Source organism: Catellatospora sp. TT07R-123 (assembly GCF_018327705.1).
Classification (GTDB): domain Bacteria; phylum Actinomycetota; class Actinomycetes; order Mycobacteriales; family Micromonosporaceae; genus Catellatospora.
The window spans coordinates 3,712,386-3,738,475 of sequence record NZ_BNEM01000001.1; the positions used below are offsets into that span (position 1 = coordinate 3,712,386).

22 protein-coding genes and 1 pseudogene are annotated in these 26,090 nt (G+C 68.0%); 16 read left to right on the forward strand and 7 right to left on the reverse strand.

The window, feature by feature from the left end; all coding sequences use genetic code 11:
• Nucleotides 1–409 precede the first annotated feature (409 nt).
• The 7 genes and pseudogenes from Cs7R123_RS15875 (at nt 410) to Cs7R123_RS15905 (ending at nt 5,226) form a co-directional block, all read left to right on the forward strand.
• Nucleotides 410–907 carry a hypothetical protein gene (locus tag Cs7R123_RS15875; RefSeq protein WP_212827344.1) on the forward strand — a complete coding sequence of 166 codons (498 nt, stop codon included), beginning with the start codon at nt 410–412 and terminating at the stop codon, nt 905–907.
• A gap of 656 nt (nt 908–1,563) precedes the next feature.
• Nucleotides 1,564–1,728 (forward strand): annotated as a pseudogene (locus Cs7R123_RS15880) (ArsR/SmtB family transcription factor); the annotation flags it as partial.
• A gap of 614 nt (nt 1,729–2,342) precedes the next feature.
• Entirely contained in the window at nt 2,343–2,789 is a 447-nt protein-coding gene (locus Cs7R123_RS15885) for a single-stranded DNA-binding protein (RefSeq protein ID WP_212827348.1), read from the forward strand.
• 89 nt (nt 2,790–2,878) lie between these two features.
• Nucleotides 2,879–3,325 (forward strand): single-stranded DNA-binding protein, encoded by a 447-nt coding sequence (locus tag Cs7R123_RS15890; protein WP_212827350.1) that lies wholly within the window; start codon nt 2,879–2,881, stop codon nt 3,323–3,325.
• Nucleotides 3,326–3,583: 258 nt separating this feature from the next.
• Nucleotides 3,584–3,865 (forward strand): hypothetical protein, encoded by a 282-nt coding sequence (locus tag Cs7R123_RS15895; RefSeq protein ID WP_212827352.1) that lies wholly within the window; start codon nt 3,584–3,586, stop codon nt 3,863–3,865.
• 907 nt (nt 3,866–4,772) lie between these two features.
• Nucleotides 4,773–4,934, forward strand: coding sequence for a hypothetical protein (locus Cs7R123_RS15900; protein WP_212827354.1), 162 nt, complete (start codon nt 4,773–4,775; stop codon nt 4,932–4,934).
• A 133-nt stretch (nt 4,935–5,067) separates the two neighbouring features.
• Nucleotides 5,068–5,226: a hypothetical protein gene (locus tag Cs7R123_RS15905; protein WP_212827356.1), complete on the forward strand. Its 159-nt coding sequence runs from the start codon at nt 5,068–5,070 to the stop codon at nt 5,224–5,226.
• 74 nt (nt 5,227–5,300) lie between these two features.
• On the opposite strand, the gene Cs7R123_RS15910 is transcribed toward Cs7R123_RS15905, so the two are convergent.
• Together Cs7R123_RS15910 and Cs7R123_RS15915 are read right to left on the reverse strand one after the other, a co-directional pair.
• Nucleotides 5,301–6,149, reverse strand: coding sequence for a DUF2637 domain-containing protein (locus Cs7R123_RS15910; protein ID WP_244871852.1), 849 nt, complete (start codon nt 6,147–6,149; stop codon nt 5,301–5,303).
• An 80-nt stretch (nt 6,150–6,229) separates the two neighbouring features.
• Nucleotides 6,230–6,622: a hypothetical protein gene (locus Cs7R123_RS15915; protein ID WP_212827358.1), complete on the reverse strand. Its 393-nt coding sequence runs from the start codon at nt 6,620–6,622 to the stop codon at nt 6,230–6,232.
• 312 nt (nt 6,623–6,934) lie between these two features.
• Here Cs7R123_RS15915 and mobF point away from each other — a divergent pair, with 312 nt between their 5' ends.
• The 3 genes from mobF to Cs7R123_RS15930 all read left to right on the forward strand — a co-directional run bounded on the left by mobF (nt 6,935) and on the right by Cs7R123_RS15930 (nt 13,261).
• On the forward strand, nt 6,935–11,458 hold the full coding sequence (mobF, locus tag Cs7R123_RS15920) for a MobF family relaxase (protein ID WP_212827360.1): 4,524 nt from the start codon (nt 6,935–6,937) through the stop codon (nt 11,456–11,458).
• Nucleotides 11,459–11,572: 114 nt separating this feature from the next.
• On the forward strand, nt 11,573–11,917 hold the full coding sequence (locus Cs7R123_RS15925) for an Lsr2 family protein (RefSeq protein WP_212827362.1): 345 nt from the start codon (nt 11,573–11,575) through the stop codon (nt 11,915–11,917).
• Between the two features lie 426 nt (nt 11,918–12,343).
• The gene (locus tag Cs7R123_RS15930; RefSeq protein ID WP_212827364.1) at nt 12,344–13,261 is read left to right on the forward strand and encodes a hypothetical protein; all 918 of its coding nucleotides are present in this window, start codon (nt 12,344–12,346) and stop codon (nt 13,259–13,261) included.
• 187 nt (nt 13,262–13,448) lie between these two features.
• Here the strand turns inward: Cs7R123_RS15930 and Cs7R123_RS40730 are convergent, their stop codons facing one another.
• Nucleotides 13,449–13,580 carry a hypothetical protein gene (locus Cs7R123_RS40730; protein WP_280517300.1) on the reverse strand — a complete coding sequence of 44 codons (132 nt, stop codon included), beginning with the start codon at nt 13,578–13,580 and terminating at the stop codon, nt 13,449–13,451.
• Here Cs7R123_RS40730 and Cs7R123_RS15935 point away from each other — a divergent pair.
• Nucleotides 13,573–13,947 (forward strand): hypothetical protein, encoded by a 375-nt coding sequence (locus Cs7R123_RS15935; protein ID WP_212827366.1) that lies wholly within the window; start codon nt 13,573–13,575, stop codon nt 13,945–13,947. The two genes, Cs7R123_RS40730 and Cs7R123_RS15935, sit on opposite strands and share 8 nt — an antisense overlap.
• A gap of 105 nt (nt 13,948–14,052) precedes the next feature.
• On the opposite strand, the gene Cs7R123_RS15940 is transcribed toward Cs7R123_RS15935, so the two are convergent.
• On the reverse strand, nt 14,053–15,045 hold the full coding sequence (locus Cs7R123_RS15940; RefSeq protein WP_212827368.1) for a phosphotransferase: 993 nt from the start codon (nt 15,043–15,045) through the stop codon (nt 14,053–14,055).
• A gap of 339 nt (nt 15,046–15,384) precedes the next feature.
• Between Cs7R123_RS15940 and lysS the strand changes: the two genes are divergently transcribed.
• The 5 genes from lysS (at nt 15,385) to Cs7R123_RS15965 (ending at nt 21,066) form a co-directional block, all read left to right on the forward strand.
• Entirely contained in the window at nt 15,385–16,920 is a 1,536-nt protein-coding gene (gene lysS, locus Cs7R123_RS15945; protein WP_212827370.1) for a lysine--tRNA ligase, read from the forward strand.
• A 274-nt stretch (nt 16,921–17,194) separates the two neighbouring features.
• The gene (locus Cs7R123_RS15950) at nt 17,195–17,932 is read left to right on the forward strand and encodes a class I SAM-dependent methyltransferase (protein ID WP_212827372.1); all 738 of its coding nucleotides are present in this window, start codon (nt 17,195–17,197) and stop codon (nt 17,930–17,932) included.
• Between the two features lie 80 nt (nt 17,933–18,012).
• Nucleotides 18,013–18,966, forward strand: a complete 954-nt coding sequence (locus tag Cs7R123_RS15955) for a S66 peptidase family protein (RefSeq protein WP_212827374.1) — start codon at nt 18,013–18,015, stop codon at nt 18,964–18,966.
• 58 nt (nt 18,967–19,024) lie between these two features.
• A complete protein-coding gene (locus Cs7R123_RS15960; RefSeq protein WP_212827376.1) occupies nt 19,025–19,639 on the forward strand; it encodes a hypothetical protein in 615 nt (204 codons plus the stop codon).
• On the forward strand, nt 19,639–21,066 hold the full coding sequence (locus tag Cs7R123_RS15965) for an aldehyde dehydrogenase family protein (protein WP_212827378.1): 1,428 nt from the start codon (nt 19,639–19,641) through the stop codon (nt 21,064–21,066). The genes Cs7R123_RS15960 and Cs7R123_RS15965 overlap by 1 nt, the downstream gene beginning before the upstream one ends.
• A 246-nt stretch (nt 21,067–21,312) precedes the next feature.
• On the opposite strand, the gene Cs7R123_RS15970 is transcribed toward Cs7R123_RS15965, so the two are convergent.
• The 3 genes from Cs7R123_RS15970 to Cs7R123_RS15980 form a co-directional block, all read right to left on the reverse strand.
• Complete coding sequence (locus Cs7R123_RS15970) at nt 21,313–21,828, reverse strand: trypco2 family protein (protein ID WP_212827380.1); 516 nt, start codon at nt 21,826–21,828, stop codon at nt 21,313–21,315.
• 12 nt (nt 21,829–21,840) lie between these two features.
• On the reverse strand, nt 21,841–24,504 hold the full coding sequence (locus Cs7R123_RS15975; RefSeq protein WP_212827382.1) for a CHAT domain-containing protein: 2,664 nt from the start codon (nt 24,502–24,504) through the stop codon (nt 21,841–21,843).
• A 449-nt stretch (nt 24,505–24,953) separates the two neighbouring features.
• On the reverse strand, nt 24,954–26,081 hold the full coding sequence (locus Cs7R123_RS15980) for a hypothetical protein (protein ID WP_212827383.1): 1,128 nt from the start codon (nt 26,079–26,081) through the stop codon (nt 24,954–24,956).
• Nucleotides 26,082–26,090: the final 9 nt, after the last annotated feature.

The following is a 26,090-nucleotide window of genomic DNA, read 5'->3' on the forward strand; positions in this document are numbered from 1 at the left end:
GCAGGTTGGAATGGGTGGGCAACGCCATCCGACGCCGCTGCCCACCCCGACCGGCTCGCACCCCAGTCAACTACATCAGGTTGTAGAGAGCAGGCAACTCGGGAACCTCATGGAGACCAGGGCGAGTTGAAGCGCCTCCTTGCCTCGGTTCGCATTTGGACCGACCTAACACAGAGCTAGTACTACTTTGCGCCGATGCTGCCGCGAGAAGCGGGCAAAATCCGACGTGACTTCGTGTCGCAGTGGAAACGCTTTCACGGAGAACGCCCCTACCTCCACCATGTCCGTCTCAAGGGCCACCTAGTCACATACACGAACTCGCACACCGCATCGACACTCCGCCAGCTCCTTTCGGCGGGGCCGCTCCGCCAAGCAGGTTGATCTACACTCGCTCCGACAAGGAGCGCCGATGACCACCTCCGAAGAGCGTCAGCCCCGTCCGCAACCCACTCATCCGGTTGAGCCCTACAAGCTCGAGGTTCGCGTCATGCCGTCCTTGGCGGTGATCGAAACCATCTATAGCCTCGACCAGGCCCGTGGTGAAGCCTGCATCTCATGCGGTGCCCGTGGAGTAGGTCCCGAGCCCAGCTGGCCAGATGAACTCGTTCCAGTCGGCCGAGAGCGACGGTTTGGCCAAGCGATCAACGCCCACCGCGACTGCGTGCAGACGTTCCTGGTCAAGTGGTTCGAGCCGGATGACGAGGTCTCGCAGCGACAACTTGGGTACTACCGCTTTCGTGAGCAGATCGTCGAAAGCTTGCTTTTCCACTATCCGGATGCGCGCCAACGTCGCTACGAGCGGCTTGAGCCGGGTGAACGACCCAGCACGGAACTCATCGAGTGGGAGGCCGTCGTAATACAAGAGGCCGCATTGGCAGTACGCTTCGGCGTTCCAGACGAGCAGTAGGCGCGTTCCTGCTGCCCTACCATCCTGGCGACGGGCTGCTTGGTGAACGCCTCGCAGCGGCCAGTCGCCTGCTCCACCGTGATCATGACCTTAGCGGCACCCTCTACTCGCCGCAGCGCCACCACCGCGCCAGCGCACCCTCGGCGATCATGCGGCCAACTGGTCTGCTCAATGGCCAACTACCGCGCCCAGCCACAGTTCCACTATCCGCCACGCGGATCCCGGCTTCCTTGACGCCATAGAACACACGTTCGATATGCTGGACGTCGTGGGTTTCAAATGAGGGTCCGCGAAGTCGCTGACTGCTTCGAAGCAGGACGCCTACTGCTGCACCTGGAACTGCGGGAGAGCCCTGTCGGCGCGTGGGAGGTCGAGTTGGTCGATCGCGAACAGCAGCGGCGGATAGCTCACCCGTTCCACGACGAGACTTCGGCGCGCAGGTCAGCCGAGGCCGCCTACGCCTACGGGCGGCAGTTCGGGCGGTGGCGGGTTCGGCGCGCCGGCGACTACGCCCCGCAAGGACCATCCGTCACCGCGCCTGGCTGGGACCCCGAACCCATCGCCGCCCCAGCCTGAACTCGCCACGGCGCCCAACGGCGTAGCCGGGCCACGACATGACACGAGTTCCCTGCGCGCCGTCGGTGACACAAGGCGACTTCGCGGTGTCCGGCCCCACCATCTCCCACCACCTGAAGGTGCTACGCGAAGCAGGACTCATCGAGGGCGAACGCCGTGGCACCTGGGTGTACTACCGGCCCGTCCGCGACAACCTCCGTCAACTCGCCGCGCTGCTCAACGTCTCGGAGTCGGTGAACGGCTGACCCGCCGGATCGGCAGCAAGCACCGAGCACGCTCGCGTGGTATCGGCCCGCCGCTAGCGATCCACAGGCATTCAGGCTGCGGCGCGGGATGCCGTCGTCCCCCGGGCACCGGATAGCTCGGCCCGCTGACCTCTGGACGACGCACAGGCTCATCCCCAAGAGCCCCTGACTAGCGCATCTTGCCGGGGCGGGCAGTTCGACGGCCTTGCCGTCGCGGCTCAGCGCCACGGCCGCAACCGTCAGGTGCTGACCGCCAATGCGCGAACCGGTCCTCGCGCGGTCGCTCCGGAGCTGTCGAACAGTCCTGTCGGCGTCCAGGGCTGTGCAGGTCCGGCGGTGCCGGGTCGCCGCGCTGATCCCAGGGCTGGCCGTGGATGCCGCTGCTGAGGACCCGAAGGTCAGCCCACCCGGGCGCGGGGCCGACAAGCCCCCCTTGCCGAAACAGTCTTGGCTGTCTGCTCGCTGCGCTCGCCGCCAAGATCTTTCGGCGGGTGGCTTGCAGCCCCGGCCCCAGGGCGGGCTCTGACCGGCCCGTCAGCGCGGCACCCCGGCGCCCGGATCACCCGATCCGGCACCACACCGGGGCCGCACCACTCCTAAAGGGAGCCACCGTCATGCTGTTCAACCTCACCTTCGAGGGCAACCTGGCCGCCGAGCCCGAGCTGCGCTACACCCCGGCTGGCAAGGCCCTGTGCCGGATGCGCGTCGGCCACAACACCCGCCGCCGCAACACCTCCGGCGAGTGGGTCAACGGCCCCACCGTGTGGATCACCGTCACCGCGTGGGAGGACCTGGCCGAACGCGTCGCCGAGAGCCTGCGCAAGGGCGACACCGTGATCATCGACGCCCGAGACGACCTGTCCGTCTACGCCTACCAGACCGAGGGTGCCGAGCGCCCGTCCGGGCAGCTGCAGGTCACCGCCGCCAACATCGCCCTGTCGCTGCGGTTCAACCCTGCCACCTCCCAACGCGAGGTCAAGGGCGGCTTCGGTAAGCGCTCCGACAGCGACTTCGAGTCCGCGTGGGATGCGGTGTCCGGCGAGCTTGAGCCCGCTTTCTGACCCGGCTTGTGCGGGGCCGGTCACGCACCGGCCCCGCACCCCTGGCCCGCCGCGCCGCCCCTTTCATCCTTCGCACGCTTGGAGTCATCGTGTCCCTGTTCACCGTTGTCATCGAAGGCCGTCTCACCTGTTCCCCGCAGCCCGGTCACACCCGCGACGGGCGTGAGTTCGTCCGGTTCTCCCTTATGCACAAGGACCGCTACCGCGACCACACCGGCAAGTGGGTCGACGCCCGCCCCCAGTTCTTCGAGGTCATGGCCTGGGGCGACCTCGCCGGCCGGGCCCGCAGCCTGACCCGCGGTGACCAGGTTCTCGTCGAGGGCGGCCGGATGGTCGCCTACACCGGCGACTCCGGTATGCCCGCGATCACCGTCGAGGCCCGCAACCTGTCGGTGTCCATGCGGTTCACCGACGCCCACGCCGGCCTGCCGACCAAGGCCCGCCGCGCGGATCTGGTCACCACCGCCGACGGCGAGCGGTTCGTCGCCGACATCTACCCCGAGGTCGTCACCGACCTCGAACTCGTCCACCACTGACCGACTGCTCGCGGGCGCGGACCGGAAGGTCCGCGCCCGTCCTCGTACCCGGAGGCCCGCCATGCGCACCAACCGACAGAGGACCGGCTGCTGTCGCGGCTGGTTCTTCGAGCACTCCCCCGGCTGCACTCGACGCGGCAAGCGCCCGTGCTCGGACTGCGGCGCCAACCCCTCCGACGGCGAGGACCACGTCCTGTCCTGCCAGTGGTGGTGGACCAGACCACGGACACCCCGCCCCTGAACATCTCGGAGTCTGCGATGAGCTTCGACACCATCCGCCACCGCCACGCCCCGATCGCGATCGTCGTACCGCGCGTGATCGCCGACGACCTCCTCGGCGTCCTCGAACACTGCGCCGAGCAATTCCGCGACGAGGCCCTGTCCTGCCGCTGCCCCGGCCGAGACCACGACCGGCCATGCGCCGACCACCAGCACGACGCCTCCCAGGCCGACATGTTCCGCCTGGCCCACGACTACGTCACCGCCGCCGTACGCAACGCCGACCAGCTCGCGACGCACCCACGTCGCTGCGGCGACTGAACAAACGCGTTGCTCTGCGGCGGCACGACCGCCGCAGAGCAACGCCGTAGTCGAGGATCGCTCGGAGGTCGTGGTCATAGCCCGTTTTCGTACAGTGCCAGCATGTCTGTCGACACCCATGACCACGTCCCCCGTCCCAGCAGCCCCGACGCGCGCAGCGGCTGGTGCGGCCGATAGGCCGCGTTGGACGGCTCACCGATCGCCGCGGTTGCGGACCGGTGCCTGCACCTGGCCGCAGGCCGAAGGCGACCAGACCCGCCTGGTCGCTCACAGTAGACAAGCGGGCGGCGCCGGTCATGGAGCGCGTCGGCCGGGCCCGTAGGTGCGCCCGTCCTGAAAGGCTCCCCGCGGCCGTCGCAACGATGCGCGATGTGATCATGTTCCGGATCGTGTCGGCACGCCGGGCCCTAGACGAAGTCGCCGCCTGGGACGGCCCGCACGTGCGCGAGCCCAGTAGCCACCGCCGTCTGCCGGTCAGCGAGCACCGCCGTAGTCCGCGGGCCACCTCTGCACGGTGGCCTGCTGTCAAAGCAGCGTCGGCGCCATGGAGCGTGAACGGTGTCCGACAGCGCGCGGGTGGGTACGTGTCGGCGTTGCCGACGCTGCGATGGCGGCAGGGTGCTCCTGTCGGCATGTCCGGGTGTCGGCTTCCCTGGCGGGCGCCATGGTGCGCGCTTGCCAGTCCCCAGTGGTGACCGACCAGGCCGCGCCCGGCAAGAGCCCGCGCAAACATCTTGGGCCGGCTCGCTGCGCTGCGCCGGACGCTGACGCTCCCAACATCTTTGCGCTGGGCTTTCTTGCCCGCCGCCCGGCCCTGGCCGGTCCCTCACCGGCCTGTCAGCGCGGCACCCAGGCACAGGCCGGGAAAACACCGCCGCACCCGGACACCGCCCGAGGAGGCACCGTCATGCGTCACCACCACAGCCCCGTCAGCTACCGCCGCCGCGGCACCGGCACCCGCACCACGGGTACCCCGTTCGTACTCGCCGGTCAGAAGGACGTCTACGACTGGAGCAACCCTGCCGACCACGCCGAGTACCGCATCGTCCTCAGCTACCACCAGCGCTAAACCGCACCGCGGCGGCACCCTGCCGGGTGCCGCCGCCCCATCTCGCGAAGGAGTCCGCGATGAACGCGACCACCTCCACGGTGCTGCCAGCGCACACGGCGCACGACCGGCTGACCCGACGGTGCTGCAACTGGTGTGCGCTGAGCGCGCCGACGAGTCGCACGCGCACTACGCCGACAGCCTCGGCTACTACTACGACCTGGTCGTACTGGCCGCGCGTGATCTGACCCGCGCGGTCCAGGCCAGCGCCCACGACCAACCGCCCGGCTGGCACGACACCCACTGCGGTTAATCACGCCCACATCTCACGGCCAGGCCGGACCCGAACGGGTCCGGCCTGGCCGCATGTTCACCACCATCCCGCAGTCAGCCTCGGCCACTCGCTTGCACTCCCGCACGGCCAGCTCGTACAGCGGCAAGGTAACGGCGAGCGGTCCGCTCCGGGATCCCGAGCCGGTCGGCCACCGCCTTGGACTTGATGTCCGGGCGGCCCGCGGCAAGGAACGCCACGCGGACAGCCAGGTCACTACTGGCCGCAGCGATCGCAGCCGACGGCCGCACCGCCGCCATGTCGTCAGCGGCCACAACCTCATCGCGGCCTGCGGCCAGTCGCCCAGCGGCTGCCGTCGCGGTTTCGGCCACGACCTCGTCGCGGACTTCGGCCAACTGCTCACTGTCGCCCGTCGCGGTTTCGGCCACGGCAACCACAGCGCCTGTGGCGGAAACGGCCATCGTCTCGTACGCGGTTTCGGCCACCGGCCGCTGCGGCACCTCGGCCGTTTGGCCATCATCGCCGTCGGGGAGTTCGGCCATCAGGTGTTCACCCGCGTGTGCGGGTGCGGTGGTCTTCGGGTTGCCGGAGCGGGACAGGACCTCGACAGCCAGCAGCAGCGCGATGGCCGGGACAGCCGCCACGATCCGGGCGCCGGTGTCAGGGCGGGCGGAGGCGACGTTGGCCGCAAGGCTCGTGCTCACCCCGAACGCGAACGCCAGCCTGGCCGACCATCGCACCGAACGTCCCGCGCGTTTGTCGTCCAGCATCGCGGTGGTCGCCACCACCAGCAGCCCGTCGACCGCGAACGGCAGCGCGTATGCAACCTCAGGCCGCTCGCCGTAGCCCAGCGCCACGTGTGCGACGTGGCTGAAGGAGGAGTATCCGGCAACGAGCGCGACCATGGCGGCCGAGGTGCGAGAGGCGAGCGTGGTCGCGTTCAACGCGGTGGCGTCCTTTCCAATGCTTCCAGGGTGAGGTTCGGGTGCTACGCGCCCTGGCGGGCGTGCAGCCGATCACGGGTTCAGGCCGACGGCTGCTGCTGCGAGTCAGGCAGGCGCGTCGGCGCGCTGGCGCGTTTGCCGACGAGCGCTCGGACAGCCGACACGGGTAGTTCGGTCATTTGCGCGATCTCGACCACCGGCTCGCCGAGTCTGCGCAGGGTCCGCACCGCGTCCTCGGCCTCCAGCGCCAGTCCTGCGACGGTCTGTTGCGCCTCGGTGAGGATCTGCTCTGCCCGCTGCTGCGCGTCGGCGCGAACGGCTTCCAGGCGGGCCGTGCGGTCGAAGTAGGTCCGCACCGCTTCGGTGACCGCCGCCTCATGCGCGGCGAGCCGCGCCTGCCGCGCTGCCGACACCTCTGACGCCCGGCGTGCCGCCGCCGCCCGAACACTCTGCCCACTGAATCGCTTTCCCATGACGCCAGACCATAGCCACTAAACAGCGATTCCCTCAAGCCCGAGTCGCAAATTCAAACCACATCAAGCCAACTGAAAACAACTAAAGAAACAACCACCCGAAAGCCGCCCACACCTCCCACTTCACCAGCACAAACGCCACACCTGGGCCGCACCAGCAAGAGCGCCACACACCTCTTGCAGATGCTCTTGCCACCGAAAGAGCAGGGCCGTAGAGTGCCCATTCAACACACGCGCGAATAAGCAGAACCACGCCCGCGAAGCATCAGCATTCGTGGGCGAAACCACGACCGGGAAGGGAGGTGCTGCCGCATGATGTCGCTGGCGAAACTGTCAGTCGGGGACGGCTACACCTACCTGACCCGCCACATCGCCGGCGGCGACTGCGACCGCATCCCCGGCCAGTCCGCCGCCGAGTACTACACCGCCAACGGCAACCCTCCCGGCCAGTGGGGCGGCCGGGGTCTGCCCGCGCTCGGCCTGTCCGGCACCGTCACCGAGCAGCAGATGACCCACCTGTACGGGCAGGGCATGCACCCCGACTCCGACCGGATCATGGCGGACTACCTGGCCCGGCACATGCGCGAGGAGATGACCGACAAGCAGCGTGCGGCGCTGACCCAGAAGGCGATCCGACACGCCACGCTCGGGCGACGGTTTCCCGTCTACAAGAACCTCGATGCGTTCGACAGCCGTGTCAACGCACGGTTCGACGTCATCCGCACCGAAGCCGGCCGTGAACCGAACCGGGCCGAGATCGCGAAGATCCGGGCCGAGGAGGCGGGCCGCTCTCGGGGCGGGGTCGCCGGGTTCGACCTCGTGTTCACGCCCGTCAAGTCGCTGGTCGTGCTGGGTATGCTGGACGAGCGGCAGTGGGTCCGCGACGCCGCCATGCGGGTGCACGTCGAGGCCCGCGACTCCGCGCTGGCGTTCCTGGAGGAGCACGCGGCCTACACCCGTACCGGCGATTCGGGGCAGGTCCACCTGGCCACTCGTGGCCTGATCTACTCGGTGTTCGACCACTTCGACAACCGCAACGGCGACCCGAACCTGCACACCCACGTCACTGTCAGCGCCAAGATCCAAGGCGTCGACGACAAGTGGCGCAGCCTCAACGGCAGGCTGCTGTACAACCTCGCGGTCGCCGCGTCCGAGCACTACAACTCGGCCGTGGAGACCCTCGCCGCGCGGTATCTGGGTGTGGGGTTCGAGGTCCGCCCGGACACGGTGCGCAAGCGGCATGTCGTGCGGGAGATCGCCGGAATGCCTCTGGAGGTCATCAAGACGTTCTCCTCGCGACGGGCCCAGGTCGAGGCCGAATACGACCAGCTGATCGTCGACTACCGCCGCGCCCACGGCCGCGACCCGGACAAGGAGGTCGCATTTGCGCTGGCCGAGCGGGCCAACCTGGCCACCCGCGGCCCCAAGCCCGCACCCCGGTCACTGGCCGGACTGCGCGCCGGATGGCGTGACCGGCTAACCAACGATCACGGACGCAAAGCCATCAAGAAGGTCATGGCCGTGGTGCCAGCGACCACCCCAGGGCGGGTTTCCACAGCCGTATTCACAGAGTTGTCCACAGGCGACATCTCGGCGCTGGCGCAGCTCACCGCCGGCCGTACGGCGATGTCCCGATCGACATGGACCGTATGGAACCTACGCGCCGAGGCCGACCGCACGCTGCGCCAGCCGCCCGACGGAATGTTTCCTGACGGGCTCGTCTTCGCCACCGTCGAACAGCGCACCGCCGTGCTGGAGCAGGTCGTAGCCCAGGCTGTCGAGCAGCACTCCATCCCCGTAACCGCCCACCATGATCTGCCCGAGCCGGCGATGCTGCGCCGCGTTGACGGCACCTCCGTGTTCGTCGAACATGGTTCCACCCGCTTCACCAGCCAGGCGATCCTCGACGCCGAACAGCGCCTCCTCGCAGCCGCCACCACCCCTGGCGCACGCACCGCCGAACTGGCGTTCGTCACCGCCGTACTCGACGGGTACGAAGCCGTTCACGGCAAGACCCTGGACGCCGGGCAGCGGGCCATGGTCGTCGAGTTCGCCACCAACCCGAACATGATCACTGTCGGGCTCGGTCCGGCCGGTGCTGGCAAGACCACCACCATGCACGCCTACCAGCACGTCCTGGCCGCCAACGGGCAGCGCCTCATCCCCCTGGCCACCTCGGCGGCAGCCGCCGCCGTGCTCGCCAACGACCTCGGCGTGGCAGCGGAGAACCTGCACAAGATGGTCATCGAGCACATGGTCCACGGGCAGCCCGACCCGCAGCGCGCCGGGCGCGACTACGCCAAACGCGCTTTCTTCCGCGTCGAACCCGGCGATGTGATCTTGGTCGACGAGGCCGGTCTGGCCGGCACCCGCAACCTCGACACGCTGCTGGACATCGCCGCCCGCCACGGCGCGTCCGTACGGCTGCTCGGCGACTACCGGCAGCTGTCGGCCGTCGAGTCCGGCGGCGCCCTGCGCCTGCTCGCCACCGAAGTCGGGGCAGTCGAGCTCACCGAACTGCACCGCTTCACCACGCCGCAGGAGGCCGACAACACGCGCCGTCTACGGGAGGGAGACACCGCCGCCCTGGACTACTACGCCGCTGGCGGGCGCATCCGCGGCGGGTCCGCCGAGGCGATGATCGAGCAGGCATACAACGGCTGGCACGCCGACATGACCGCCGGGCTGCGCACCATCATGTCGTCGTCGACCACCAGCGGCGTCACCGCACTGTCGGCCCGCGCCCGCACCGACCGTGTCGCCGCAGGCCAGGTCGACCGAGACGGCGTGCAGCTGCACGACGGCAACCTCGTCGGGACCGGGGACTGGATCGTCACCCGGGTCAACGACCGCCGCATGACCTGCAACCGCGGCAAAGACTGGGTCCGCAACGGCGACGCCTGGACCGTCACCAAACGCCACCGCAACGGCTCGCTCAAGGTCCAGCACCAGCGCCACGGCGGCACCCTCACCCTGCCCGCCGACTACGTGACCGCCCACGTCGAACTGATGTACGCCACCACCACCCACCGCGCCCAGGGCTCCACCGTCGACACCGCCCACGCCCTCGTCACCGATGACATGAGCAGGGAAAACCTGTACGTCGCGGCGACCCGTGCCCGCATCCGCACCATCCTGTACGCCGTCACCCACCAGATCCTTCCGCTGGACGAGGACGCGCGGCTGGACCGCAGCATCTACGACCCCTACCACCAGGCCGCCCGCGAAGTCCTCGAGAATGTGCTGGCGCGTGAAGGCACTCAGCTGTCGGCCACCCAGACAATCGCGGCCGAGCAGGAGCACGCCCGCAGCCTGGCCGCCATCCTGCCCAGGATGCGCTACGCCGCAGACCTCGCCACCCAGGACCGCATGCGCGAACTGGTGGTCCAGGCGTTCGGCGAGCACGCCACCACGATGCGTACCGATGAGTCGTGGTCGAGCGTGGTACGCGCGCTGCGCTCGGTCGAGGCGCAGGGCTGGGACCTGAGCCAGGTTCTGGCCGGCGCCGCCCGCCGCGGACCCCTGCCCACCGACGAAGACCCGTCCAAGGTCCTCGCGTGGCGTATCCGCGACCACGTCGACGGCCGCACCCCAACCCCCGCCATGGCCCAGCCCACCACCGCAGACGCCGCCCGCTACGCAGCCCTGCTGCACCCGATCCTGCCCCAACAGCTCGGCCTCGACCCGCACGCCGCCGTGGGGCGTCCGCGTGCCCTGCGCACCGACATCACCATCGCCCAGGCCGACAACCAGAAGAGCCTCGCCGCTGTGCTCGGCGACCACGACGCCCGCCGCGCCACCGATGAAGCCGCGTGGCCGGCACTGACCGCAGCCGTACGCCGCGCCGAAAACGCCGGCTATGACCCCGCCCGCGTCCTCACCGCCGCCGTCCTCCAGCGGCCGCTACACGATGCCGACTCCATCTCCCAGGTCCTGGCCTGGCGCATCACCCACACCCTCGACACCCGGCCCACCCCGGCCGAAGACAGCAACAGCGACACCTGGCGCACGCTGGCCTGGACCCTCAAGGCCGCCGAAACCAACGGCACCCCCGCCGGACAACTACTCGCTGCGTCGAAGCCCGGCACCAGCCTCGACGGGCTGCTCCAGCACGTCCAGACCCTGACCGCCCCCGCGCCCGCCGCCGGTGTCCTGCCATGGCTGGCACCCAACCCCGCCACCACCAACACTGACCTGACCGACTACCTCACCCACGCCGAGCAGCTGGCCGCCGCCCGCGTGGAACACCTCGCCCTTACCGCCCTGGCCGGGCAGCCCGCCTGGCTGGCCGGGCTCGGCACCACCCCGACCTCCGCCACCGCCCACGCCACATGGATGGGGCATGTCGGCGTCGTGGCCGCCTACCGCGACCAGCACCAGATCACCACCGACGACCCCACCCAGCCGCTCGGCGCCTACGTGCCCGCCGACCGCGCAGAACACGACGCCTACCTGCACGCCGCCGACGCAGTCCTGGCCACCCGCCACCCCGGCCTGCCCCGCCTCGACACCATCACCGCACGGATCACCGCCGACATCTATCTCGCGCTGCCGGAGGCCGAGCGTGACGCCATCTCCACCGATCTCGCCGCGCGCCTGGGCGGCGACTGGCTCGGCCCACGCGGGGGCGACGCCGACACCCTGCTCACCGCACCCGCCTACACCGCGCACCTGCACGCAGTACTCGTCCACTGCGGCCACCTCACCGCATCCGAACCCCACACCAGTTCCATCCCCCAGCCCCGCACGGAGCCGCCTCTGGTCCGAAACCCCCTCACCCTCGAAGCCCCGATGGAATACACCCAACCCTCCCCGGGCACAGAAATCACCTGGTGACTGGTCAAATTTGCCGTGCCGCCCCGATGCACCAACCCGATGTGATTGATCAGCACCGGTGCCCACCCTGGCGCCCAGACCCGCTCCATGCCCCCGGATAGTTAGGAACAGCCCATGGCACGACGCGAAATCGTGGTCCTCAGCGATGACCTCGACGGCACCGACAACGACGTACGAACCGTCGCGTTCGCATACGACGGCGGTGCCTACGAGATCGACCTGTCCCCCGCCAACCACGACAAACTCGCCCTGGCGCTCGCGCCGTTCATCGCCGCCGCCCGCAAGAGTCCGGCCCGCGGCCCACGGTCCCAGCCCGCCGCACCACTCACCGCCGCCGACCAGCGCGCGTTCAACCAGCGCGTGCGCGACTGGGCCAAGGCACAGGGCAAGCAGGTCAGCGACCGCGGCCGAGTCCCGGCCGACATCGTCGACGCCTACCGGGCAGCCGGACTGCGCTAACCACAAATACCAACCAGCGCCGCCGGGAACCCGCCAGGGAACTTACCCGGCGGCGCGCCCCATCACCGCCGGCCACCACCGCACAGCACAAACACCCTCTGCACCAGCCCCCGTATACAGCCGCGAGGTCGGTGCCACCGTGGGCGATCAGGACCTGCCCCGACTCCGTGCACTCTGCACTCCCTGCGGCTGAACCTGCCAAGCCGCCTGTCGAGCCGCCGTGACTCCACCCCGGTTGCCCGCTACAGTCCCAGTCGGCGGCTCGGAGCCAGCCGCCCGCTGCTGACATCCGATGCCCGGACATCGATGCTCGACGCAGTTCAAGGGTGGTGCCCGCGGCTCCGTCTAACCCAAAGCAATCTCCATGCCAATTGACCGAAAGCCGCGGCGTGGTCCGGGACGTCGGCCGTGCATGGAAGGTCAGTCATGAGAGGGACCAACCCGAGCCGCTGGAAGCACCGCCGGGACATCACGAAGGAGCCGAGCGCCCTCGCCCGGCGAGGAATTCCGCAGCGCGGAGATCTACTGAAGCAGCCGACGGGCCAGCAAGTCCTCCAAGCCACCCTGCTCGAGATCTTCGCCCATGGCAGCCGTAACCACCCGTGGAATCCGACAGGTCGATCGTTGACCGAACTGTTCGAGTGCTACGGATCATGGATCTCACCGCAGCCAGACCGCATCATCATGGGCTCCACCCTCGCCACACGGATGGCCAGCTACCTCCTCCCCTATGTCAACGAGCGCAACGGCTGGCCTGAGTGCCGAGGCATCCCCGGACTTCGACACCACGGCCTCACCCGCCACGGGTACGAACTGCTGCACCTGCCCACCAAAACCGTAATCGAGATCCGCGACCGCCACCGAGCCCGTCTACATCTTCTCGAGTTCGAGGTCCAAGACAACCGCGACAACAAGGGGTACAAGCCGGTCTGGCGTTCCAGCGGCCTCACCGATCTCGAAGACCGATGGGCCCACGTCTGGTTGCCTACCTCGCACACCAGCCTCTACAGCGCGTTCTTCCCGCTTCTACCCGTGCTCGATAGCCGTCTGAACGCCCGCGACGCGGCCTTTATCCCTGCCCCTGCCGAGACGGCACGTGCCCACCTGAGCTGGTGCGGCATGACGACACCGACGGAGGCGGTCGCCTACCTGAACGACCTAAGCATTGACGTGTACGGCGAACCGCTCGCCATCACCTCGCAAGCCCCCGGATTCGCCATCGCCAGTGCCGGAGGCATCAGCATGGAACTGCACCAGCGCGCGGCCTGCATCGAATGCCAACGCCCACGTTCCAAGTGGGAAGGCCGACCCTCGGCCCGAGAGGAACGCCGACAAGCAGCATAGGCAAGCTACCCAGCGGTCCGCGAAGCGACCGCGGCCGAGTCCCAGCCCAGATCACCGCCGCGGACCGCGCAGCGGGCTGCACTAGCCCCTGCCAGCCGGCGCCGCCAGGAACCCGACAACGGCTCTCCCGGCGGCGCCGCCACACTGCCCACCACTTGGCCGCATTGACGCCACCCGCTGGCAGTGGTCAGCGCATGGCGGGCAGCACCGACATCCCCAGCCCGGCGTAGTCGCCGACCGCGACGTACTCGTTGACCAGCAGCGGCATGCCGTCGACCAGAGTGACCCGATCGGCGCCGGTCCGAGCGTCGATGATCAACGGCCCGTTGCGGGTGGCGGCATACACCGCGCCGTGGCACGCCGCGCCCAGGACCGCAGGTCTCGCAGCGCTGGTTGCCCATCACACCGGAGCGAGGTTCGAGGCAGCCGAACGCAACCTGACGCGGGAGCTGGCCGAGTTCTCGTACGAGGACAGTGCCGTGATGGACGCGCTCGTCACAGCGGACCTGACGACCGGCCCCGCCGACCAGTTGCTGGAGGTGCAAGATCGACTCGATGAGATACTTCGGCGCTACCCTCTGACGACCTACGTACACAGGGCGGTTCTCAAGGCGAGACCGTCGCTCGAAGCACATGCCCTCAGGACGATTGCCCGGTTCGAGCAAGGCGACGCTGGCGTAGTCTGAGCTGAGGATGGCGGCCACGACCCCGTTCGCCAACTGCCACCCAGTGCCCACCAGGACAGCGTCGAAGGCTCGGTGCCCCCCTACACCGGTGCCACTCGTGTCCAGTCACGCGGTCCTCGGGCCGTATTCCAGGCGCTTGCGGAGCCAGCCGAGTGCGGCCAGCCCGCACTGGTAGCGGCTGGTATTGAAGTGCGGCGAGGACGGCACGGGAGGCTGGCTGCCTGCGACAAGGAGGTATCCAGACCAGGACGCAAGCTGAGCCTCGACCGCAAGGTCGGGCATCTCCTGCGCGCTCGGATGGGCAGCCAGTAGCGCGTCCACGTCGTGTCCGTAGGGAGCGGCGCTGATGAGAAGGTTGATCGTGTCCACCCAGACGGGGCCATGGTCAAGTCGCGCCCAGTCGCAGACGGCGGCCTGACCGCTCCCCCTGGCAATGATCACATTATCCGGCCTCAGGTCGTAGTGGATCATTCCGGTCGCGGAGGCGCTCACCAGGGGTAGTAGGGCCTCGAGCTGCGCCAGTTGCCCGATACGCTCGACTGCCCAGGCAGGTATCGGCGGCATCGGAAGATCCCCTGCATCGATCCGCTGCCAGCAGGTGTGGCTCTCGGCGATCTCACGGGAGAAGGTGGTGGTAGCCAGCTGCGCCAGAGCCGGCGGCGGCACGGTGAGTGCGCTGGCGATGGCGGCCAGCGCCGCCAGCGCCGCCAGCAGCTCGGCAGGCTCCCACGACTGCTGTGGCAGCTCCCCGGACACCGGATCGAAGCAGAGGATCACGTGTCCGGCCAGCTCAGTACTCCACCTGAACCCCGGGACTGGCAGGCCAGTCGGTAGGGCTGCGTTGACAGCAGCCTCCCTACGGCACCACTCGGCAAGATGCGAGCTTGCGGGTACCGCCTTGACGAAGGCGGCGCCGTGATCACGGGTGTAGAGCACGGAGGCCATCCCCTGGGTGAAGCCGCCATTCTGCGATCGAGCGTGCAGCACCCGACCACCCAGTTGATCCTCGATCGCGAGCTTCAGATCATCCGAGAGGTCCTGCCATAACAGCCGCTGCGCGGTCTGCCCGTGGGGTAGCTGCTCGTCGCCGGCTGTCATAATCCGCCTATCGGGTTGACCTGGGGCTATAGGTGGTGGCTATAGGCGTAGCCGCACGAAGCGGCTCGGAGGCATACAGGGCCACGAAGCCAGATCGACATGAGTTCCGCGCGACGGGAGTTCTGCGAATCGATGTCGACTTTCGCGGTCAGGACCACCGATCCGGAACTCCGACTTACCAGGAGACTTACCAGGAGAGATACGAGTGATGCTGCCTTGCCGCAGGCCGTGCCATTTTGCGTTGGCGGTCAGGACGTTTATGAGCAGGCCGGGCCGCCCTGGTACAGATAGTCTTCGCTGGACCTGTCCGACTACCTGCTGAGCCGAGGAAGCTGCTCCATGACGAACGAAGCTGCCCAGTCCCTGACGACGCCGCCTGCGCAGGGAGAACCCGTCGATGATCTCCCCGATCAGATGAAGGTTCGCCGGGCGAAGCGGGAGGTGCTGATCGGTTCGGGCGTGGACGCGTATCCGGTGGCGGTGCCACGTACGCACACCCTCGCAGAGGTCCGCCAGGGGTACGCCGACCTGCCTGAAGATCACACCACCGGCGACGTCGTGTCGGTGACCGGCCGTGTGATGTTCGTCCGCAATACCGGCAAGCTCTGCTTCGCGACGCTGCAGGACGGTGACGGCACCCAACTGCAGGCAATGCTCTCCCTGGACAGGGTCGGCGCCAACAGCCTGGCGGAGTGGAAGCAGCTGGCCGACCTCGGCGACCAGGTCTCGGTGACCGGTGAGGTCATCACCAGTCGGCGGGGCGAACTGTCCGTGCTCGCCTCGACCTGGCAGATGGCGTCGAAGGCGCTGCGGCCCCTGCCCGTCGCCCACAAGCCGATGTCGGAGGAGGCCCGAGTCCGCCAGCGGTACGTCGACCTGATCATGCGCCCGCAGGCGCAGCAGATGGTCCGCAGTCGCGCGGCAGTCGTACGCAGCCTGCGCGAGTCGTTCCACCAGCGGGGCTACGTCGAGGTCGAGACGCCCATGCTGCAGGTCGTTCACGGCGGTGCGGCAGCGCGCCCGTTCGTTACGCGGTCCAACGCCCTGGACATGGACCTGTACCTGCGCATCGCGCCCGAGCTGTACCTCAAGCGCTGCGTGGTCGGCGGCATCGACAAGGTCTTCGAGATCAACCGCAACTTCCGCAACGAGGGGGTCGACTCGACGCACTCGCCGGAGTTCGCGATGCTCGAGTTCTACCAGGCCTATGCCGACTACAACGTCATGGCCGACCTGCTGCGCGGGGTGATCCAGGAAGCGGCGCTGGCGGTCAGCGGTTCACACGTCGTCACCGCGGCGGACGGTTCGGTCCACGACTTCGGCGGCCAGTGGCGTTCGGTCACGCTGTACGGGTCGTTGTCGGAGGCGCTGGGCGAGGAGGTCACCGTCGAGACGCCGTACGACCGGCTGATCACCTTCGCGGAGAAGGTAGACCTCGGCGTGGACCCCAAGTGGGGTCCGGGCAAGCTGGCTGAGGAGCTGTTCGAGGAGCTCGTCGTGCCGTCGCTTCAGGCGCCGACGTTCGTTCGCGACTACCCGGAGGAGACCAGCCCGCTCACGCGGGCGCACCGGAGCCAGCCAAAGCTGACCGAGAAGTGGGACCTCTACGTACGCGGCTTCGAGCTGGGCACCGGCTACTCCGAGCTGGTCGACCCGGTGATCCAGCGGGAGCGGTTCGAGGAGCAGGCGCGGCTCGCCGGCAAGGGCGATGTAGAGGCCATGCCGATGGACGAGGACTACCTGCGCGCCCTGGAGTACGGCCTCGCGCCCTGCGGCGGGGTCGGCATGGGCATCGACCGGCTGCTGATGGCGCTGACCGGCCTCGGTATCCGCGAGACGATCCTGTTCCCCCTGGTACGTCCTGAGCAGGCCTGATCGCCCAGAAACCGGTAACACCGCAGGCTGGAGTCGCGTCATCAGACGCGGTTCCAGCCTGCGGTGTTACCGGGCCGGACGAGCCGCATCCTGCGCGAGCGCCAAGTCTCCTGCTATCTCTCCTGCCATCTCTCCCGGTAAAGCGGCGTTCCAGCCGCAGGGATAGTCCACGAAGGTGGACATGCGGCAACATCGATAGGCTTCGCCCCCTCCGGGCGCCATCGGGTAGCCGCCACTGCCGTACGAGATCAGGTTGGCGAGAGGTGGCTGCACCATGTCCGCTCCGTATGGCGCCCTGGCGAAGGTCTATGACCGCTGGGTCGCCGACAACGACTACCAGCGCTGGGTCGAGTTCATCCTCGATCGGCTTCCTTCCCCACCCTCAGCGCGGCCGCGAGTGCTCGACGTCTGCTGCGGCACGGGCACCATGGCTGGCCTGCTCACCGAGCGAGGCTGTGAGGTCACCGGCGTGGACGCGTGCGAGCCGATGCTCGAGATCGCGCGGCGTGCCGCGCCGAAGGCCCGGTTCGTCCGCGCCGACGTGCCCGACATGCCGCTCGGTTCCGGATCGTTCGACGTCGCGATCTGCACCTTCGACAGCCTCAACTACTTGGTCGCCGACGGCATGGTCTCGCAGGCGCTTCGCCGCATGGCCGAGGCGAGCAGGCCCGGCGCGCTGCTGGTATTCGATGTCAACACGCAGCGCAAGCTTCACGACGTCTTCGCCGACACCCACTACGGCGACGACCTCGACGACTTCGCCTACGTCTGGCGCAACCACACCGACGCGGCGGCTCGGACCACGCAGTTCGACATCACGCTGTTCACCCGGAAGGGCGGCGCCTTCACTCGGGAGTCGATCCGCCACCACCAGCGCTGGTTCGACCGCGACGAACTGGCGGCGTACGCCGCCGACGCGATGTACGCGGTCGAGGAGATCCGGGACGACTACGGCAGCATGCCAGCGACGGAACAGACGCTGCGCGAGACCTGGGTCCTGCGACGGAAATGAGGAGTGGTCTCAAGCAGGCAGCCGCAGGAAGTGCATCCGCTGAGCCGGTGCTGCCTCGTCGGCTCAGGCGGGGTGACCTGGTGGCCGTGGCCACACCCTCGGGGCCGGTACGCACGCCGCGCCGCCTGGCCCGCGGCGTCGATGCCCTGCGCCGGATGGGCTTCGAGGTGATCGTGGGACCGCAGGCCAGTCTGGTCGGCGATTACGAGCGGCGCGCGACGGCGCGGGCCGACGAACTGAATAAGTTCATACGCGCCCCGCAGGTGAGGGCAGTCATCGCCACGATCGGGGGATACAGCGGCAACGCCGTACTTCCGCATCTCGACTACGACGCCCTGCGGGCCGATCCGAAGATCATCTGCGGATACAGCGACATCACCGCCGTCCTCCTCGCCTGCTACACCAAGGCGCGGATCGTCACCTTCCACGGCCCCACCCTCCTTCCAGAGGTTGCCGAGCAGCCCTCCATGCAGGATTACACCGCCGATCACCTACTGCGGGCGGTCTGCCAGCCCATCCCGATCGGCCGGCTAGTTCCGGCGAAGGCCTGGACCGACGAATTCTGCCCATGGGACACCGACGATGACGGCCCGCGCACCGTGCGGCCGGGTACCGGATGGCACTGGGTCTGCGAGGGAACCGGGAGCGGACCCCTGCTCGGCGGAAATATCGACACCTTGAGCGCGCTCGGCGGGTCGCAGTACCTGCCGGACTTCACCGGTGCCGTCCTGTTTCTCGAGACGGCCAGCAGCACGCTGGACGAGATCGAGCGCTCGCTGACGCACCTGGAGATGCTCGGACTCTTCGATACGGCGGCAGGTGTCTTGTTCGGGCGGCTGTTCCGCTCACCGCCGGAACTTGCCGCCCGTGTCGCGTCGAGCTTGCGACGGCGTCTCGATGTGCGGCAGATACCGGTCGTCACCGACGTGGATCTCGGGCATACCGACCCGATGCTGACGCTGCCGATCGGAGTCCAGGCAGCAGTCGACAGCACCTCCGGCAGCGTCGAGATCACCCGTGCTGCGGTGTGGTGACCGGCGCTGAGCCGCCAGCCGCCGCAGCGCACGACCAACCTATGAGTGGGAGAGGGCGATGCCCAGGATCTTCATCTACGGGGCGCCGGGGGCCGGCAAGACGTCCACGAGCAGGCGGCTCAAGCTCCTGCTCAACTACCCGCTGCTGGAAGGCGATTATCTCAAGTGGTGCATCGCCACCCTGGTGAAGTCGCAGGCCGAGGACCCCTTCCTTCATCTGGGCACCAAGGAGGCGTGGACCCGGTTCGGCCAGCTGACTGAAGAGAACGTTGCAAGGGGCCTCCTGGCCGTGCGAACGAGCATGAAACCGTTTCTCGACAACGAGCTGGCGCTGTACGGCGACGATCTGATAGTCGAGGCTTCCTTCCTCGACCCGGCCTACTCGTGGTCCGGAAGCGCGTTCCTCGTGGTGAGCGCCGACGCCGCCCAGCACCGCAGCCGGTTCTTCCGCGAACGGGAGTGCGACGCCCAGGGCCTGACGGACTTCATCGCCGCGAGGCTCCTGCAGCGCCACCTCATTGACGAAGTGCGGAATCTCCCCATCTCCGCGGTCGCGAACGACAGCGATCCGGAGTCCCTGGCCGCAGCGATCCAGGCAACCCTCACCGACCGCAGGCGTGTCACGGCCGACGCCGCCGCGAGCCTGCCCCCACCATCTCCGAGAGGTCACTGATGCGCGACTACGGCAGCTTCTACATCGGGGGGCGGTGGGTCGCACCCGACAGCCCGTCCTCCATCCAAGTGATCAATCCGGCGACCGAGGAGATCGCCGGGCAGGTGTCCGCCGCCACGCCGGACGATGTCGACCAGGCGGTCGGCGCTGCGCGGCAGGCATTCCCGTCATGGTCGCAAACGAGTCCGGCCGAGCGCGCCCTCGTGCTCGACTCGATCATCGCGGAATATCTGAGGCGGGCCGATGACCTTGCCGCCGCGATCACCGAGGAGATGGGCGCCCCCACCTGGCTGACAGCGGCAGCCCAGGTCGGCCGCGGGCAGCACCTCAGCACCGCCCGAGATGCCATCAGGGACTACCGGTTCCAGCAGAAAAGCGCCAGCACCCTGGTGCTCCTCGAACCGATAGGAGTATGTGCGCTGATCACGCCGTGGAACTGGCCACTCAACCAGATCACGTGCAAGGTGGCCCCAGCGCTGGCGGCCGGCTGCACGATGGTGCTGAAGCCGTCCGAGATCGCTCCGCTGTCCGCCTACCTCTTCGCGGAGATCATGGATGCGGCGGGAGTGCCTCCGGGCGTCTTCAACCTGGTCAACGGGGACGGCCCTACGGTAGGGGCAGCTCTCGCCGGGCACCGCGACGTCGACATGGTGTCCATCACGGGCTCGACCCGCGCTGGGATCGAGGTCGCCCATGCTGCCGCATCCACTGTCAAGCGAGTGCACCAGGAACTCGGCGGGAAGAGCCCCAACATCATTCTCGACGACAGCAGGTTCGCTGCCGGCGTGCGGAGTGGCACCGAGTCGGTCATGGTCAACTCGGGCCAGTCCTGCGACGCCCCTACCCGAATGCTCGTACCGGCCCGGCGGATGGACGAGGCTATCGAGATCGCCCGGCAGATGGCGAACGACACCACCGTCGGAGACCCGCTCGATGAGCCTGACATGGGACCGCTCGCATCGAGCGCGCAGTGGGACCGGGTCCAGGAGTTCATCAGGCGGGGCATGAAGGATGGCGCAACGCTCATCGCCGGTGGGCTCGGCCGGCCGGCCGGGCTGGACAGGGGCTTCTACGCCAGGCCGACTGTCTTCGCCAACGTCCGCAACGACATGGCGATCGCGCGGCAGGAGATCTTCGGACCGGTGCTCTGCCTCATCGGGTACGACTCCGTCGACCACGCGATAGACCTGGCCAACGACACTGAGTACGGACTGGCGGCTTACATCAACGGCGAAGATCCCGAGCGGCTCGTCCGAGTCGCGGGACGCCTGCGAGCTGGCCGGGTCAACATCAACGGCGCCGCGATCGATTTCAACGCTCCGTTCGGCGGGTACAAGCGTTCGGGCAACGGCCGGGAGTGGGGCGAGCGAGCGTTCGCCGAATTCTTGGAGACCAAGGCCGTCCTGGGGTATCCGTTCGCGTCCTGAGGACCCCACCCAAGCTCAGGCTCCGCCTGAGGAAGAGAGCAGCAGGCGGAGCTGCTTTGTTCGCCACTTCTTACGGCGCCAGATGTCGCCGAGCTTCAGTGCCAGCGAGATCTGATCGGTTTCGATGTTCGAGTTTCGGCGCCATCCCGGATGCCGGTTTCAGCCCGGTCGTCGCCCTAGCAATCCGCTTACGTACGGTGACGATTCGTGCGGCCAGGCCTGCGCGCATCGCGCAAAGACGCTTTACTAGCCCGCTTTGCCACCTACGAGTTTGAGTCGGAGGGTGTTGGTTAGCTCCTCGGTCAGCTCGCCCTCCGCGCCGACCGAGATTGTGCCCTGGTCTGTGACCCCGAAGACAAGCTCGACCGTCGCGGTCTCCAGGACGAGGGGGTCGTCACCTCCGGCACCGGCGGCGACCGCGGACCGGACTATGGTGATCGCCTCGACGAGAGCCTCCTCGACGGCGTTGTTGCGCAGCTCGTACCGGTCCTGTAGATCCTCCGGGACGAGCGTGAGGTCGATCGTGTGGGCCCGCTGCCGGGATCGACTGCCACCTACCTTCACCTTCCAGCCGATCACCGGAACCCGGAAGTCGAGACCGCCGCCGACCTTCGTGGTGACGACCACGTTCAGGGTCAGCTGGACCGACCTGATCCGTAGGTCCCGTCCCGCGTCGGTGGTCGAGATGCTGGCCTGCTTGACCGCGTCCTTCACCGCCGCGACCAACTCTTCGACGGGCACGCTGTAGTCGATCACGTCCATGGTTGGATCCTTTCAGGCAGCGGTGGCGAACGGGTCGCCGTAGACGGTGTACGCCAGCCAGGTCGGATCGAGCGGATCCTCTTGCTGCTCGGTCCGTGCGACGAGGGCTGCGGTGCCGAGGGTGGCGCCGTCTGCCAGGGAGCGGTAGAAGGCGGTCGCGAAGCGGGCCGAGCTTTCGGTACGAACGGCCCACAGCGTTCCGACGAACGCGCCGGCGCCGGACGACATGAACTGCTGGGCCCAGCCGAGCATCTTCGTGTACGTCGGCGCCGCGCCGGCGCTGCGGCAGGCATTGATGAAGACCAGAGGGCTGGTCTGCTCCAGGGTCTTGCGGATGGCGGCCTCGGCGAGCAGGGCCGGCTTGAATCGGCCGCCGTCCATGTCGATGAAGGAGCCGTCCGCGGAGAACGTGTTGTGGCAGGCGAAATGGGTGGCGCCCATCTCCCCCGAGTTGATCAGGGCGAGCAGCTCGTCGGCCGTGGTGATCGGGTCTCCGTGGGCCGTGCCTAGGATCGCGCTGATGGCCGCGACCTCGTCGTACACGCCGGTGGGCGCCTTGGTCGGCACGACGAAGCGTGGACTTCCGAGCCCCACCGTTGGGGTACGGCGCTGACCGTAGGTGCGGCGTACCACCGGGACCTGCTCGACCAGGAAGCCGGCGTCATTGCTCGCGTTGAGCGGGTAGAGCAGCTCCCACGGGACCAAGTCGTAGTCGGTGGCGATGGTGAAGGCGCTCATGTCCGCGCCGACCTGCCAGAACTGGTCGCGGATGTCGGCCGGCACCATCTCCGACCACAGCTGGATGCCAGCCGACCGGACCACCTCGCGGGTCATCGTGGCGCTGTATCGGGAGCGGGAGCTACCGCCGGCCAGCTGCTGCAGCTCCTTGATGGCGTTCTCCACGGCGGCGTTCGGCGTGTTCGCGACCGACTCGACGACTGGGGCGAACAGCGCCGCGTCCGATCGCAGCTGAAAGGTGTACTGGCTGCCGTTGAACCGCACCTCCATGGTGACCTCGCCGGGCCGCGCGCTCGCCGCGCCCAGCGACGCAGCCTTCGGCTGCCCGTCGCGGAACGCCCCGCCGACGTCCGCGGAGACCTCGACGGAGACCTCGGCTAGGAAGGTGCCGCCGGCCCAGGCCGTCACATCGATGCGATGCAATCCAGGGGTACGCGCACCGAACCCGAACCGGATCGGCGGCGGATCCTCCGCCAGCTTGAGCAGCACGGTTTGCTGCAGCGGTCCCTCCGCGTGCAGCCCCGGCGGCACGTGGACCGTCAGGGTGACCCGCGTGCCATCATCGGTCACAACGAAGCTGGCCATCCTGGACATGACAGCGTCGAGAGGAACCGAGCGCCCCGCGCTCACGATCCGGACCTCGACACTCAAATCCTGACCCACCGGCACCTGGGTGGGTGCTCGAGCCACCAGCAGCCGCTCCGGCTGCCGCCCGGTCCCCAGAGCGGACTCAATCGGCGGGATGTCCGAGAGCTTAACCACGTTGCGATTGAACAACTCCACTAACACCCGATGCACGCGGTCGTCGAAGCTGCCTTCGCGCTTGGCAAGCAGCTCCAGCACCTCGGCGGCATCCTCCGGGCGATGGTTCAGATATAACTGCAACAGCTCTGTGGGGTTCGCGTTGAGGACCTCGGGCTCAGACGCATGGCGTAGCTCATGGCTTCGCTCCGCCAGAAGCCGTCCGGTCTCGTCGTCGAGCGTCAGCCGTGAGCGCACCGAGTGGATCGTGATTCCACCAGGGATGAGAGTGTTCCGATCAACCTCACCGTTGATGGCCAACTCGGCCTGTCCGACCTGCTCGACCGCGAACTGCCGGGTGATCGACCGGCACTTGTCCAGCAAGTAGTCACGGACTGGGATCAGGGCGTCCCCGACCGACTCCCGGACGACCTGCTCGGGTTCAGTGACCTGGAAGGTCACCTCGAGGGAAGCCGTGAAGTCGTAGCCGACGTTGTTGCTGGGCATCCTCGCCGTAAGGACGGCTTGGTGCTTCCGGACGTCGACCTCGTAGCGCGTTGAGTACCTGCCGCCCATCAGATCGGACGGCCGCATCGGCCGGCCGCTGTCGAAGACCTCCAGGTCACCGGCAGGGGTCGCGTAGACGACCGCTGTCGACGGTCGCGTCGGCACCCTGAGGCTGAACACGGGCACCGACGCTTCGCCGAGAATCAGCGGGACACCGGCTGGGGCAACGGGCACGCGCATCTGCAGGCTGGTGGCAAGACTTTCGACCAGCTGGCGGAGGTCCGCCTCGGCGGTGCGAGCGCCGAGGCGCCGGTACTGTAGCTGGCTCAACGGCCGCAAGGACGCCGGCAGGTCGCTGTCGCGTGGCAGTTCTACTCCGCCAACCAGCACGGGCACGACCGTGATCTGGCGCTCCATTGCAAATTCGATCTCGCGCCGGATGAAGTCCGAAGGATCATCCAGCCTTCGGCGAGAAGTCTCTCTGAGCCAGCCCTGCCCGATTACGACGATGAGCGCCCTCGCCCCCGCGAGCCGTTGCCTCAGCTCGGCCGACCAATTCACACCAGGCGGAGTCGACCGTCTGTCCCGGAAGACGCTGTCGCCGCCGAACCGGTCGGTCAGGGCATCGTCGATTAGCCGCGCCGCGAACTCCTCGTCGCCAGCGCGGTAGCTCAGAAAGAAGCTGACCATCATCCGCAACGTATCGGAGATCTCAGCGGAAGTCACCGTACCGCCGGTGCGTCGCGTGCGGCTATCGGCTGGGCGGCGCACGCCGTTCGGCCCTGCAAGCTACGATGCCGATCGGGCGGCCTTGCGGATCAGCTCGGCGGCGATTCGCGGCTGGAAGATCATTGCGATGTCCGAGCCCTTCACCTAGTGATTTGGGCGCGCGCCCGCCGCGCCATGTAGCGCTGGGCGGCGGCCGGATCAGAATCTCGTCTCGGACGACCAGATAATAGGCGGGATTGTCTTCAGGGCCGGTGCGCCTGCGAGCGACCTCAAGCCCTCGCCACCGCAGCTCGATACATAACCAACCGGGTTCCTGACATCTGGCGGCCGAGCTATTGACAACCCCTGGCCATCCCCACCGACATCTGGTGCCCACATCGCTGACCGCCTAGTGACACTGACAGATGCCGCTACCTGCTGCGGAACTTCTTGATGAACAGTTCCGTTCCCATGCCGCCGGTCATGAGGCGGTCCGACCTGTCGTTCGTGATCATTGTCAGCCACGTGTTGGTGCCGATGTCGACCAGCGGAAAGGTCTCGCCCAACTCGTTCGATGCCGAGATCTTCACACAGGCGTCCTCGTAGTAGCCCATGCCGGCGTGCCGGTCGAGGTCGACCACGATGTTGGTCTTTGCCGCGCCGGGCCTGTCCTCCAGGGCATTCCGTGTCGGCTCGAAGACGGTCTCCAGGTACCGAAGGGCGCGGCGGAGGTAGGTGAACTCGGACGGCAGATCGGCGGTGAGCGCCGGAAGCTCGTCGAGGCGGACCGATCTGGGGAGGGGGATGCCGAAGCGACCCATGACCGAGAACCCGGGTGTCTGGGTGTGCCGCATGATCGCAGCCCGATCGAGGCGTTCGTTCCGGATGACGAGTTCCAGAATGCGAAGGTTGGACAGGGCCACCGTCACGGACTCGGATCGGTACCCGAGGGATGTCGTCTCATCGAGGATGTCCAGGTAAATGCCGACATGGCGGGCGAAGTGGGCGGCTTTGAATGCCGTGCTGTCCCGGGTGCTCTCCGTACTGACGAGGCTGAGCGCCCGGAAGTGGGAGGTGAAGCCCGGCTGCTCGTGGGCCTGGGTACGCAACTCTCGGTGGAACGTGCCCAGCATCGTGCCGTTCCAGTACGCCGCCTGCCGCCTCTCCTCGGCGGCGAGCAGGGCCAGGACCACCACGCCGTCCGCCACGACCTCGGTGTTGCGGATGGTGCTGAGTACCGTCTTCTGGCTGATCCCTGTCAGGCTGGAGTGGGCGGCGAAGGCGGTGACCGGCGAGAGCTCGACCATCCGCGCGCCGAGGGGTATGACGTCCATCGCGCATCGCTCGAACTCAAGGACCGCCCGCTGGTCCAGGTCGCTGGGTCGGCTGAACGGGTTCGCCGCGAACTGCCCGTGCACGTCGGAGGGACTCAACTTCGCGGCACGCGCGGCATGTGCCTCGATGAGGACGCTCTGCTGCACCCGCGTGGCGGCTTGGTCTACAGCGACACGGAGGCTGCTGGCCTCAGGTGATCTGTTCGAGAACTCGGTGTACGGCATCGCTGCCTT